Annotated in this window: 16 protein-coding genes; 12 read left to right on the top strand and 4 right to left on the bottom strand. The window is 59.3% G+C overall.

What is annotated here, in order from left to right:
* The first annotated feature begins 36 nt into the window (after positions 1–36).
* Positions 37–582 carry a vWA domain-containing protein gene (locus AC3ISI_RS14895; protein ID WP_489332608.1) on the top strand — a complete coding sequence of 182 codons (546 nt, stop codon included), beginning with the start codon at positions 37–39 and terminating at the stop codon, positions 580–582.
* Positions 583–700: 118 nt separating this feature from the next.
* On the opposite strand, the gene AC3ISI_RS14890 is transcribed toward AC3ISI_RS14895, so the two are convergent.
* Positions 701–1,924: an NADH:flavin oxidoreductase/NADH oxidase family protein gene (locus AC3ISI_RS14890; RefSeq protein WP_489332607.1), complete on the bottom strand. Its 1,224-nt coding sequence runs from the start codon at positions 1,922–1,924 to the stop codon at positions 701–703.
* A gap of 77 nt (positions 1,925–2,001) precedes the next feature.
* Here AC3ISI_RS14890 and AC3ISI_RS14885 point away from each other — a divergent pair, with 77 nt between their 5' ends.
* Positions 2,002–2,412, top strand: coding sequence for a MerR family transcriptional regulator (locus AC3ISI_RS14885; protein ID WP_489332606.1), 411 nt, complete (start codon positions 2,002–2,004; stop codon positions 2,410–2,412).
* On the opposite strand, the gene AC3ISI_RS14880 is transcribed toward AC3ISI_RS14885, so the two are convergent.
* Both AC3ISI_RS14880 and AC3ISI_RS14875 read right to left on the bottom strand, forming a co-directional pair.
* Positions 2,403–2,660 (bottom strand): DUF2790 domain-containing protein, encoded by a 258-nt coding sequence (locus AC3ISI_RS14880; RefSeq protein ID WP_489332605.1) that lies wholly within the window; start codon positions 2,658–2,660, stop codon positions 2,403–2,405. The two genes, AC3ISI_RS14885 and AC3ISI_RS14880, sit on opposite strands and share 10 nt — an antisense overlap.
* A 63-nt stretch (positions 2,661–2,723) precedes the next feature.
* Positions 2,724–4,271, bottom strand: a complete 1,548-nt coding sequence (locus AC3ISI_RS14875) for an MFS transporter (protein ID WP_489332604.1) — start codon at positions 4,269–4,271, stop codon at positions 2,724–2,726.
* 103 nt (positions 4,272–4,374) lie between these two features.
* On the opposite strand from AC3ISI_RS14875, the gene AC3ISI_RS14870 reads away from it, so the two are divergent.
* Positions 4,375–5,241, top strand: coding sequence for a LysR family transcriptional regulator (locus AC3ISI_RS14870; RefSeq protein ID WP_489332603.1), 867 nt, complete (start codon positions 4,375–4,377; stop codon positions 5,239–5,241).
* A gap of 93 nt (positions 5,242–5,334) precedes the next feature.
* Here AC3ISI_RS14870 and AC3ISI_RS14865 read toward each other — a convergent pair whose 3' ends face one another.
* The gene (locus AC3ISI_RS14865; RefSeq protein ID WP_489332602.1) at positions 5,335–5,778 is read right to left on the bottom strand and encodes a thioredoxin family protein; all 444 of its coding nucleotides are present in this window, start codon (positions 5,776–5,778) and stop codon (positions 5,335–5,337) included.
* Between the two features lie 392 nt (positions 5,779–6,170).
* On the opposite strand from AC3ISI_RS14865, the gene AC3ISI_RS14860 reads away from it, so the two are divergent.
* The 9 genes from AC3ISI_RS14860 (at position 6,171) to AC3ISI_RS14820 (ending at position 12,540) form a co-directional block, all read left to right on the top strand.
* A complete protein-coding gene (locus AC3ISI_RS14860; protein WP_489332601.1) occupies positions 6,171–6,419 on the top strand; it encodes a type II toxin-antitoxin system Phd/YefM family antitoxin in 249 nt (82 codons plus the stop codon).
* Positions 6,409–6,690, top strand: a complete 282-nt coding sequence (locus AC3ISI_RS14855) for a type II toxin-antitoxin system RelE family toxin (protein WP_489332600.1) — start codon at positions 6,409–6,411, stop codon at positions 6,688–6,690. Before AC3ISI_RS14860 ends, AC3ISI_RS14855 begins: the two co-directional genes overlap by 11 nt.
* A 298-nt stretch (positions 6,691–6,988) precedes the next feature.
* Positions 6,989–7,837, top strand: a complete 849-nt coding sequence (locus tag AC3ISI_RS14850) for a transporter substrate-binding protein (RefSeq protein ID WP_027923780.1) — start codon at positions 6,989–6,991, stop codon at positions 7,835–7,837.
* Between the two features lie 52 nt (positions 7,838–7,889).
* Entirely contained in the window at positions 7,890–8,552 is a 663-nt protein-coding gene (locus AC3ISI_RS14845) for an amino acid ABC transporter permease (protein WP_109636084.1), read from the top strand.
* A gap of 8 nt (positions 8,553–8,560) precedes the next feature.
* A complete protein-coding gene (locus tag AC3ISI_RS14840; protein ID WP_489332599.1) occupies positions 8,561–9,223 on the top strand; it encodes an amino acid ABC transporter permease in 663 nt (220 codons plus the stop codon).
* Positions 9,220–10,011 carry an amino acid ABC transporter ATP-binding protein gene (locus AC3ISI_RS14835; protein WP_489332598.1) on the top strand — a complete coding sequence of 264 codons (792 nt, stop codon included), beginning with the start codon at positions 9,220–9,222 and terminating at the stop codon, positions 10,009–10,011. Before AC3ISI_RS14840 ends, AC3ISI_RS14835 begins: the two co-directional genes overlap by 4 nt.
* Positions 10,012–10,053: 42 nt before the next feature.
* Positions 10,054–10,443, top strand: a complete 390-nt coding sequence (locus AC3ISI_RS14830; protein WP_047529738.1) for a RidA family protein — start codon at positions 10,054–10,056, stop codon at positions 10,441–10,443.
* 75 nt (positions 10,444–10,518) lie between these two features.
* On the top strand, positions 10,519–11,283 hold the full coding sequence (locus tag AC3ISI_RS14825; RefSeq protein ID WP_489332597.1) for an IclR family transcriptional regulator: 765 nt from the start codon (positions 10,519–10,521) through the stop codon (positions 11,281–11,283).
* A 39-nt stretch (positions 11,284–11,322) separates the two neighbouring features.
* Positions 11,323–12,540, top strand: coding sequence for an amino acid deaminase (locus AC3ISI_RS14820; protein ID WP_489332596.1), 1,218 nt, complete (start codon positions 11,323–11,325; stop codon positions 12,538–12,540).
* Positions 12,541–12,553 lie beyond the last annotated feature (13 nt).

Genomic DNA, 12,553 nt, shown 5'->3' with positions numbered 1-12,553 from the left:
GCCGCACGCAGCGGCTCGATCAACTGGCCCGGCACCTTGCTCAATGGCCGGCCGCGTCAGCGCAGCGATGTGCTGTTTCATCTGCGCACCCGAAGCGCCCATGAATTGTGGCTGGTGATTGTCGATGCCTCGGCCTCGACGCGGCGTCATCAGGCGTTGAGCGATGCCAAAGGCCTGCTGGCGCAAGTGTTCGACGATGCCTACCGCCAGCGTGCGCGGTTGGCGTTGTTGACGGCAAGCGGTCTGGCGCCGAACTGGCAGGTCAAAGGGTTGAAAGCCTCCAGCGGATTGCGCAGCTGGCTTGAGGGCCTGGGCGCGGGCGGCGGCACGCCGTTGCTGGCGGCGCTGGGCGATGCAGGTCGCTGGCTGGCGGCTCGGCAAAAGCGCTTTCCGGCGGAACAGCGGCGGGTGTTACTGGTGACGGATGGGCGATTGAAGGAGTGGTCGAACTTGCCGGTGCTGGACTGTCCGGGGCTGCTGATTGATATCGAGCGCGGGCCGATACGGTTGGGGCGGGCGAAGCAGATGGCGGCGGAGCTGCAAGCGGATTATCGGCATATTGATGAGCTGATTCCCGGCTGAGTTTTCTGCAGTCTCTTCCGGCCCCATCGCGAGCAAGCTCGCTCCCACAGTGGATTTTCAGTGTTAATAAAACCTGTGGGAGCGAGCTTGCTCGCGATGGGGGCGACTCGGTCTGAATCTATTTACTCATCGACTGACGGTACTGCCGAGTCCGTCGTCCGATGTACAACTGGTCGAGTATCAACGCCCACAACGCCGACACCTGTGGCCGGGGCTTGAGTCCGCGACTGAGACGCTTGAGCTGAAACTTCACCACCGCCATGCTCGCCAGTGCGGCCAGCGGTTTGCGTTTCCACAGGATCGGCGGCAGTTGCGGATGGCTATTGCGACCTTCGCGCCAGTGTTTGACCAACTGCGGTTCAACCGCCAGCGCCGTGCCAATACCGGCCATGGCAATGCCGCTCTCGAGCACCTGCTCCACGATAGCCAGGCGTCGAATGCCGCCGGTCACCATCACCGGCATGCTCGCCACGCTGGCCAATTCACCGGCCATTTCCAGGAAGTAGGCTTCGCGGGCCAATGTCCGGCCGTCGCGCGCTTCGCCTTGCATGGCTGGGGCTTCGTAGCTGCCGCCGGAGAGTTCCAGCAAATCGATGTGTTGCTCGTTGAGCCACAGAATTACCTGGCGGGCATCGTCGGCGTCAAAACCACCGCGTTGGAAGTCGGCGGAGTTGAGTTTCACCGCCACGCAAAATTGCGGCGAGACGGCGTTGCGAACGGCGCTGACCACTTCCAGCAGCAAGCGCGCGCGGTTCTCCAGCGATCCACCCCAGCGGTCGGTGCGGTGATTGGTCAATGGTGAGAGGAACTGGCTGATGAGGTACCCGTGCGCAGCATGAATCTGCACGCCGGTGAAGCCAGCCTTTTCGGCGAGGGCTGCGCTGGTGGCGAAGCGCGCGATTATCTCGGCGATATCGCCTTCGGACATCGGTTTGGGCTCGGCAAACATCTTTGAAAACGCTCCCATCTCCAGTGCCACGGCCGATGGCGCAAAGGCTTGCTGGCCGAGGTTGGCCATGGTCTGGCGGCCGGGATGATTGAGCTGCATCCAGAATTGCGCGCCACCGGATCGGCCGATGGTTGCCCACTGACGAAAAAGTTCGAGGTCGCGTTCGTTTTCCAGCACGACGCCCCCTGGGCCGGTCATGGCACGGCGGTCGATCATCACATTGCCGGTCAGCAGCAGGCCCGCTTCGCCTTCGGCCCAGGCCTGATACAGCTGAAACAGCGCGCCTGACGGTGCTTGCCCGGTGTCGGCGAGATTTTCTTCCATGGCGGCTTTGGCAATACGATTGCCGACGGTCTGGCCGTTGGGCAGATTCAACGCTTGGAAGGGCGACATGCTTGACTCCTCATCAGTAAAGAGCAGAGGCTAAGCTTAAAGTTAACTTTAATGTCAAGCAGGTAAATGAGGCCGAGATGAAGATTGGTGAATTGGCGCAGTTGAGCGGGTTGAATGCATCGCGCATTCGGTTTTACGAGTCTCAGGGGTTGATTCGTCAGGTAGAGCGTTCGGCCAACGGCTATCGGCGCTATCCCGCACAAGTCCTGCAAACGCTGATGATCATTCAGTGCGCGCAACAGGCCGGGTTCAGCCTCGAAGAGCTGAAGCAACTGCTACCGGACACTGTGACGGGCGAGTTCAAGCGTGAAGAGCTTGTGGCGGGGTTGGAGCGAAAGATCGGGCAGATCGAAGAAATGCAACTTCACCTGGCCCAGAGCAAGGCGAAGTTGCTGGTGGTTGTCGAAAGCATCCAGGCGCGGCCAGAAGGGATTGCCTGTGAGGCGAATGCCGAGCGGGTGATGGCGTCGCTCAAGCATCAGTTCTGATCGATGCACGAGTCACCGAACGCCTGGTAGCGCAGGACGTGGGTGGTACCCATTGTGTCGACGTAGGTCATCTCCCGTGGGCCGATGCCGCAATAATCACCGTTGGTAATGTTGATGACCCTGGCAATGTTCAGCGGTTTCGAATAGCTGTAGTCCTCGACGCTCGAGGTGCTGGCGGTGGCGGCAGACGCGGCGGCTGCGGTGCCGCTCAGGGCAATCAGAAACAGCGCGGACAGGAGACTTTTCATGGAGGGGCTCTCGTGATGGCTACTGAACGATTTCAGTGGCAGTACGACGAGCCCCGTCAGGGTTTATTCCAGGCCCAGGGAAAAGTTTTTTAGCGCCGGGACCGGATGGCGCATCAGCGTACCCACCACCAGCGCCCCCAGCAAGGCCAGCAAACCTGCGACGCAGAGCAACAGACTGAAACCGCCGACAAAGGCCTGGCGCGCCAATGGCTCGATCAACGGCCATGCGGTTTCCGGGAGCAGGTTCAGCGCCGCTGCCATGTCGCCCGCCACCACCCGCGAAGCGATGTCTTGTGTCTGGCTGAGCCATGCCACGCCCTGTGTCGATAGAGCGCTACGCAACACCAGTTCGGTATGGCTGGAGAGCAACGCACCATAGACCCCGATGGCCAACACGATGGCGCTGAAACGCATGGTGGTGCTCATGCCCGAAGCCATGCCGGTGCGCTCGCGGGGCACGCAGGCCATGATGTTCTTTTGCGTGTCGCCATTGAGCAGTCCGGCACCGGCGCCCGTCACGGCAATCGCCAGGGCGAAGGGCAGGTAACCACCACTGCTGACGGCCCAGGCACTGAGCAAGTTGCCGCTGCCAACGAGGGCCAATCCGCCCGCCATCAGCGCGGCAGGCGAAAATCGGCTGGCGAGTCGCGCACCGATGCGTGGGCAAATCAGCATGGTCAACGCAAACGGCAACATCCCGAGCCCTGACGCGATGGCCGAAAAGCCGAGGCCGTTTTGCAGATAAAACGGCAGCAAAGTCATCATCACTTGGGCGCAACCAGCGTAGGCAAACATGCCGAGCAGCGCGCCAATAAAGCGCGGATGTTTGAACAATTGCAGGTCGACCATCGGCCGCTGCTGCATCCGCTCAATCACCACGAACAACCCCAACAGCGCCGCGCCGCCAACGAGGCGGGCGTAGGTGACCGGGTTGCTCCAGCCAATGCGGTTAGCCTCGATCAGGCCCCAGATCAGGCACAGCAAACTCGCACTGAATGCCAGGCTGCCCCAGGGGTCGAGGCGCGCTGACTGGGCGTCCCGGGATTCCGGCACGGCGCGCCAGACCATGACCATCAACAACAATCCCACCGGCAGGTTGAGGTAAAAAATCCAGCGCCAGCCGATGTACTCGGTGATCAACCCACCGACTGTCGGCGCGCCGATCATCGCCACGCCCATGCACGCGCCCCAGAACGCCCAGGCCTTGGCCCGTTCGACTTCATCGTGAAAGGTGTGGCCGATGGAGGCCAGGGCCGAGGTCAGCAATAACGCCGCTCCCACGCCTTTGATCGCTCGCGCAATGTCGAGGAACAATGCGTTGGGCGCCGCACCGCAACCGAGGGAGGCGAGGATGAATATGCCCAGGCCCCAGAGCAGGGTTTTCTGCCGGCCAAAGCGGTCGGCAATGCTTCCCGCCGGCAGTAGCAGGGCGGCGAACGCCAGCATATAGGCGCTGACCACCCACTCGATGTCGGCAAAGTTGGCGCCCAGGTCCCGTGCGATGGTCGGGAGGGTGACCGCGACGATGTTGGTGTCGAGCACGATCAGCGAGCAGACGCCTGAGGCTGTGAGTAACGTAAGGCGCGGGCTCACCTTGGGTTCGGCGGTCATGACGGCAACTCTTTACGGTGAAGGTCCGTGAAGCTTATCTTCGGGCGGCGCCTGTTTTATTAGGTGCGAGTCGTCATTTCATTACCTTTGAGCTAACGCATAAATGGATATTCGCCATTTCCGCTATTTTCTGGCCGTTGCCCGGCAGCGCAATTTCACCCGGGCCGCCGAGCAACTGGGCATTGCGCCGCCGACCCTGAGCCGGCAGATCCAGGACATGGAAAGTGAACTGGGTACTCGATTGTTCCTGCGCCAACAACGTGATGTGAGCCTGACCGAAGCAGGGGCGGCGCTGCAGATCGAGGCCGAGGCGACTGTGCGCCAATTCGAGTTTGCTCAGCGCAATGCGCAACGGGCGGGGCGTGGCGATATTGGCCATATCGAGTTGGGGTATGTGGCTTCGGCGGTGTTCTGCGGGTTGCTGCAGAAACAGGTGCAAGCCTTCAGCCGCGCATGCCCTGACGTGAGCCTGAATGTGCGGGAAAGTCCCATGGACACCTTGCCGGCCATGGTGCTCGATGGTCGATTCGACCTGGGTTACGTCCGTTCACCGATGACGCTGCCGGAGGGGCTGGACGCCATCCGCCTCGACGCAGAAGGTTTCGTGCTGGCGCTCTCGGCCGAGTCCTGGTTGTGCCGGTTGCCGGACATTGGGCCGCAGCATTTGCAAGACGAGACCTTCATCCTGCCGGAGCAAATCAGCGGCACGTTGCAAGTGGCCGCCGAGGGCGGATTCTCGCCGACGCTGGGGGCACAACCGGGCGGGTTGGTGGCGGTAATTGCCTTGGTGTCGTTGGGGCAGGGCGTGGCAGTCGTGCCGGAATCGGTGGTCGGCCACGTCGGTTTGCCCGGTGTGCTGTATCGCACCATCAAGGGCTGTGCGGCAACGTCGTGGCTGTCACTGATTTATCGCCGCTTCGAAAAGTCGGCGGCGGTGGCGCGGTACATCGAGCAGATCAAAAAAACCTGAGGCCACCACGTTGGATCTTCAGTGCTCAGACGCCTCCTGTGGGAGTGAGCCTGCTCGCGATAGCGTCCTGCCAGAAACCATCACTGCCATGCCCTAACACCCGCTACGACAATTCAACCGCTCAAATGCCCGCGGCACTGTACACAACCCGCGCAACGTCTGGCGCAACCACGCCAGATCGTGACTCGGTTTATGCGCCCTATGTTGCGGCCTGAGCCTGCCAACGTGGCTGGCGAAATCCTGTTCCAGCGTCTCTCGGGTGCCAATGCCCTTGAGCTTCTTCAGCAGTCTCCCGTCCTTGAAGAACAGTACGGTCGGCGTGCCGGTAACGTTCGGGTGTCGGGGCGATTCACCGGTGTTCAACACATAAATATTCGCGTGATGACGATAGCGCTGGGCAACTTCGCGAAAGACCGGTTCTGCCCACTCACAGGCCGGACAATGTTCATTGCCGAAATACAGGATCACCGGACGCCAGGTTTTCAGTGCTTTGCGATAGACCGGGGCGAGCGATGCCAGGTGGTTTGTCGAGCTCATTGAAAATCTCCTTTTCACAACGACCATCGAGGTTTGTCGACGTTAAAGGAGGGAGCGGGGGCGGGTCTACTGTCAGAAATTACAGGTCACCTTCTCCTACGCTGTAAACGATGCGGCCTACTGAATCGCAAGATTGAACTGACAGGAAGTACGGAAATCCTGAAGCGAATTGCGTGTTACTTTTTTATTAATCCGTCAATGTCGACGGTATGGGGCTGAAAAGGGATGGGCTGAAGTCGATGTGCGAAAACCTGGAGCACACAACCAGTGCGAAAAATCATAGGCAGCACGCAGCTCAGGATGAACATGGCCTGTATGCCGAAAGGATTGAGGCGGATACGCTTTGGAGTGCTATTTTTGGCACTTCTAAAAGCACTCTGAGGAACGAGTTCATGACACATATCGTGCTTTCGCAGGTGGTAGCCAGCATCTCTGAGCTGAAGAAAAACCCAATGGGGACTGTCGCTGCCGGCGGAGGCCTGCCCGTGGCAATCCTGAACCGTAACGAGCCGGCCTTCTATTGCGTCCCCGCCAAAGAATATGAAGCGCTGATGAATCGTTTGGATGACCTGGAATTGATTGCCCTTTGTAAAGAGCGGGAAAACGACCCGACGGTAAAGGTTTCGATTGATGACCTATGAGTTGGAGTTCTCCGAAAAAGCCTGGAAGGAATGGAAGAAACTTGGAGCAAGCCTGAGGGATCAGTTCAAAAAGAAACTTCAGGAGCGGCTTTCAAACCCGCACGTCCCCGCAGACAGGCTGAACGGGCTTGGAAATGCTTACAAAATCAAGCTGCAGAGTGCCGGATATCGAATGGTCTATCGCGTGATTGATGAAGTACTGGTAGTAACAGTAATAGCCGTGGGGAAGAGAGAACGCGGTGATGTTTACAGGGACGCCGCCGCACGCTGATGTGATGGGTTTAAGTCAATTCGCCACTATTTCCCCATTGGCGCTCTCGCGCCGATTTAATTCGTTAAATACACCACTGTGAACCACATACCCGCACGCTGTAGCCAACGGTAGCGCTTCCCCTCACGTGCGTTGGGTAACAGATTCACCTGCGTTTTCCCCATCCCGTTGATTCAATTCGATTTTCAATCTCACCCACATTCCCTCCGCAACCAGTGGCATACTTTCTGCTGTCTATTCCGTTGTTACACACCAACGTCCGGTATAGCGGAATAAACATCACCCTGGAGTGCTTGCCATGCATCGCCGACCTTCCTTGTTAAAAGCGTGTGTTTTTGTTCTCGCAGCTACAGCCGCTGCCATGGGCGTGGCCCAGGCGGCGGACAGTAAGCTCGATAGCGTGCTGGCCCGCGGGAAATTGATTGTGGGCACGGGCAGTACCAATGCGCCATGGCACTTCCAGGGAGCGGATGGCAAGTTGCAGGGGTTCGATATCGATATCGGGCGAATGATCGCCAAGGGCTTGTTTAACGATCCGACCAAAGTCGAGTTTGTGGTGCAGTCGTCTGATGCGCGGATTCCCAACTTGCTGACGGATAAGGTCGACATCAGTTGCCAGTTCATTACCGTGACCGCCAGTCGTGCGCAGCAAGTGGCATTCACCCTGCCTTACTACCGCGAAGGCGTCGGCCTGCTGTTGCCGGCCAATAGCAAATACAAGGAAATCGAAGACCTCAAGGCTGCCAACGACAGCGTGACCGTGGCGGTCTTGCAGAACGTTTACGCCGAAGAATTGGTACATCAGGCGCTGCCCAAGGCCAAGGTCGATCAGTACGACAGCGTGGACCTGATGTACCAGGCGGTGAACTCCGGTCGTGCCGACGCCGCGGCCACCGATCAGTCGTCGGTCAAATACCTGATGGTGCAGAACCCTGGCCGTTACCGCAGCCCGACTTACGCCTGGAGCCCACAGACCTACGCTTGCGCAGTTAAACGCGGCGATCAGGACTGGCTGAATTTCGTCAACACCACCCTGCATGAAGCCATGACCGGCGTTGAGTTCCCGACCTACGCGGCCTCCTTCAAGCAGTGGTTCGGTGTCGATCTGCCTACCCCAGCCATCGGTTTTCCCGTCGAATTCAAATGATCCCGTGAGAGCGGGGCGCCTGTAGCGCGCCCCGCTCAAGGTACTGCTGACCATGAACTATCAGTTGAACTTTGCCGCCGTGTGGCGCGATTTCGACACCTTGCTGGCGGGGCTCGGTCTGGGTCTTGAACTGGCGCTGGTGTCGATCGCCATCGGTTGCGTGATCGGCCTGATGATGGCGTTTGCTTTGCTCTCGAAGCATCGTGCATTGCGGGTGCTGGCGTCGGTGTATGTGACGGTGATCCGTAATACGCCGATTCTGGTGTTGATTCTGTTGATCTACTTTGCCTTGCCGAGCCTTGGTATCCGTCTGGACAAGATCCCGTCGTTCATCATCACCCTGTCGCTTTACGCCGGGGCGTATCTGACCGAAGTGTTCCGGGGTGGCTTGTTGAGCATTCCCAAGGGCCAGCGAGAAGCAGGGTTGGCCATCGGTTTGGGCGAGTGGCAGGTCAAGGCGTACGTCACCGTGCCGGTGATGTTGCGCAATGTGTTACCGGCCTTGTCGAACAACTTCATTTCGCTGTTCAAGGACACTTCCCTGGCCGCTGCGATTGCGGTGCCGGAGCTGACCTATTACGCACGCAAGATCAATGTCGAGAGCTACCGGGTGATTGAAACCTGGATGGTGACCACCGCGCTCTATGTGGCGGCCTGTTACCTCATTGCCATGATGCTGCGTTACCTCGAGCAGCGTCTGGCGATCCGCCGATAGGAGCCCCCATGTACGAATCCCCTAGTTGGTTGCATGAGTTATGGGTTGCCCGCGAAGTGTTGTGGCAAGGCTTTTTGACCAGTGTGCAAGTGTCCGCGCTGGCGATTTTGCTGGGCACAATGGTTGGCATTGTCGCCGGTCTGGTGCTGACCTACGGCAAGTTCTGGATGCGCGCGCCGTTTCGCTTCTACGTCGACCTGATTCGCGGCACGCCGGTGTTTGTGTTGGTGCTGGCCTGCTTCTATATGGCGCCGGCATTGGGTTGGCAGATCAGTGCGTTTCAGGCCGGTGCCTTGGGACTGACGCTGTTTTGCGGCTCCCACGTTGCCGAGATCGTGCGCGGTGCGTTGCAAGCATTGCCCAGTGGCCAGATGGAAGCGAGCAAGGCGATTGGCCTGACGTTTTTCCAATCCCTCGGTTACGTACTGTTGCCTCAGGCGCTACGGCAGATTTTGCCGACCTGGGTCAACTCGTCGACCGAGATCGTCAAGGCCTCGACGCTGTTGTCGGTGATCGGCGTGGCGGAGTTGCTGCTCAGTACGCAGCAGATCATCGCCCGGACCTTCATGACCCTGGAGTTTTACCTGTTCGCCGGATTTCTGTTTTTCGTCATCAACTACGGCATCGAGTTACTCGGCCGGCACATTGAAAAGCGGGTGGCCTTGCCATGACACAACTTTCCAACACGCAAAACGGTCAGGCCCTGCTGGACATTCGCGGCTTGCACAAACAATACGGCAAGCTCGAAGTGCTCAAGGGCGTCGACCTGACCATGCAGCGCGGCAACGTCGTCACACTGATCGGTTCCAGCGGCTCGGGTAAGACCACCCTGCTGCGCTGCGTGAACATGCTCGAGGAGTTCCAGGGCGGGCAGATCATGCTCGACGGCGAGTCGATCGGCTATGACGAGGTCAACGGTAAACGCGTGCGCCATGCGGAAAAAGTCATCGCCCGGCATCGTGCAATGACCGGCATGGCGTTCCAGCAGTTCAACCTGTTCCCGCACCTCACGGCGTTGCAGAACGTCACTCTGGGTCTGCTCAAGGTAAAAAAACTGCACAAGGACCAGGCTGTTGCTCTAGCGGAGAAGTGGCTGGAGCGCGTCGGCTTGCTGGAACGCCGTGATCACTATCCCGGTCAGTTGTCCGGCGGTCAGCAACAGCGCGTGGCGATTGCCCGGGCGATTGCGATGAACCCGAGCCTGATGTTGTTCGACGAAGTCACCTCGGCCCTCGATCCGGAACTGGTCGGCGAAGTGCTGAACGTGATCAAGGGCCTCGCCGACGAAGGCATGACCATGTTGCTGGTCACCCATGAAATGCGTTTTGCATTCGAGGTGTCGGACAAGATCGTTTTCATGAATCAGGGGCGCATTGAAGAGCAAGGGCCACCCAAGGAGCTGTTCGAGCGCCCGCAATCACCGCGTCTGGCTGAATTTCTGAAGAACACGCGGTTCTGACTTTTACAAAAGAATACTCACTTTCAATCAGGAGAAACACTCATGAGCATTACTCGTTACGGCACCGGCAGCACCGCCGCTGGCGGTCAGCCTCGCCCTTTCGCCCGCGCCGTTGAGGCCGATGGCTGGCTGCACGTTTCCGGGCAGGTGCCGGCGGTGGATGGCGAGATCATTACAGGCGGTATCGTCGAACAGACCCACCAGACCATGAAGAATCTGATCGCGATTCTGCAAGAGGCCGGTTATGGCCTGGAAGACGTGGTGCGTGCTGGCGTTTGGTTGGAGGATCCGCGGGACTTCACCAGTTTCAACAAGGTCTTCTCCGAGTACTTCAAGCCCGAACACGCTCCGGCCCGTGCCTGCGTGCAGGCGAACATGATGGTCGACTGCAAGGTCGAGATCGACTGCATCGCGTACAAGAAAAAGGCCTGAGCATTGCGATGGCGGCCTAACGGTCAACACAGCACTCTAGGTAAACTCCCGGCACTTTGTTTGGGAACCACAGACATGACCGAAGACACCATCAAGCGCCGGGCTCGCGGTCTGGACCGGGCGTTCGATATCCTCGATTTCCTCAAGGAAGTCGGCAAACCGCTGCGCCCGAACGAAATCGCCAGCGGCATCGGCAGTCCGAAATCCACGGTCTACGAATTGGTCGCATCCCTGCTGGAACGACGGATTCTCGAACCCGTAGGCAAGGAGGGTCACGTCTATCTGGGCCGTCAGTTGTACTTCCTCGGGCAGGCGCATTTGCGTCATTTCGACCTGACCCGCGAGGCCGATCACGCGCTGCAGGAAATCGTCAGCCAGACCCACGAAACCGCCCAGATGTGCCTGCTCAACGGGCGCAAATACACCGTGGCGCTGATGAAGGAGGGCGAGCGACATTTCCGCATTTCCTCGGACATCGGCGAAAACGCGCCGATTCCCTGGACGGCTTCCGGGCGCTTGCTGCTGGGGCACTTGAGTGACCAGGAAATCATCGACCTGATCGACAACGACGACTTCATCCTGCCCAACGGCGAACGTCTGCCGCTGGAACAGTTTCTGGCTGAAATCCGTCAGGCCGGGATTGATGGGTTTTTCTCCTTCGATAGCGTCGCGGACACCTTTACCCATTGCTTCGCCGCCCCGGTCAAAGACCCCAGCGGCGTGGCCATTGCGACCCTGTGCATCGTGGCCCCACGGGCTGATGCCAAGACTCATTACAACGACTATCGTCGGGTGCTGATCGACAATGCCAACCACCTGGCCCGGCGTATCAACGAATAAATGCGGCTGCCTGCGGCCGCGAATGTGAGGAGTTCGACCATGTCTACTGCCAAAAATACTGCTGCCGTGGAAAAGGGCTTTGCCCATATTGGCGCCAACCTGGTCCGTGATGTCAGCCTGCCGGCGCTGGTGCTGCACAGCGAAGCGCTCGAACACAACATTCGCTGGATGCAGGACTTTGTCAGCAACAGCGGCGCCGAGCTGGCGCCTCACGGCAAAACCAGCATGACCCCGGCCCTGTTTCGCCGCCAACTGGACGCCGGCGCCTGGGGCATCACCCTGGCCAGCGCCACGCAAACCCGTGCGGCGTATGCCCATGGCGTACGTCGGGTGCTGATGGCCAACCAATTGGTCGGCACGCCGAACATGGCGCTGATTGCCATTCTGCTGGCAGACCCGACTTTCGATTTTCATTGCATGGTCGATCACCCGGACAATGTCGCTGACCTCGGCGCCTACTTTGCCTCACGCGGCGTGCGGCTGAACGTGATGATCGAGTACGGCGTGGTGGGCGGTCGTTGTGGTTGCCGCACTGAAGACGAAGTCATCGCACTGGCCAAGGCCATCAACGCGCAACCGGCGCTGGCCCTGACCGGTATCGAAGGCTACGAAGGCGTGATCCATGGTGATCATGCGGTCACCGGCATCCGCGTATTCGCCGGGTCATTGGTGCGATTGGCGGTGCAGTTGCAGGACAGCGGCGCGTTTGCGATTGCCAAGCCGATCATCACCGCATCGGGGTCGGCCTGGTATGACTTGATTGCCGAGGAGTTCGAAGCTCAAAACGCGGGCGGGCGTTTCCTCAGTGTATTGCGTCCGGGCAGCTATGTGGCCCACGACCATGGCATCTACAAGGAAGCGCAATGCTGCGTGCTCGACCGCCGCAGCGATCTGAATGAAGGCCTGCGCCCTGCGCTGGAGGTCTGGGCACACGTGCAGTCGATGCCGGAGCCGGGTTTTGCGGTGATTGCCCTGGGCAAGCGTGACGTGGCCTACGATGCGGGTTTGCCGGTGCCTTTGCTGCGTTACAAGGCCGGTGTGGTGCCAGCGAAAGGCGATGACGTCAGCGCCTGCAAGGTGACGGCGGTGATGGATCAGCACGCGTTCATGACCGTGGCGCCGGGGGTTGAATTGCGAGTGGGTGACATCATTTCGTTCGGCACTTCGCACCCGTGCCTGACGTTCGACAAGTGGCGCACGGGGTGTCTGGTGGATGAGCAACTGAACGTCATCGAAACCATGGAGACCTGTTTCTAAGGCTTCAGACCGA

This window comes from Pseudomonas sp. GL_139_B (assembly GCF_057834475.1).
This window is presented reverse-complemented; position numbering and strand designations above follow the sequence as displayed.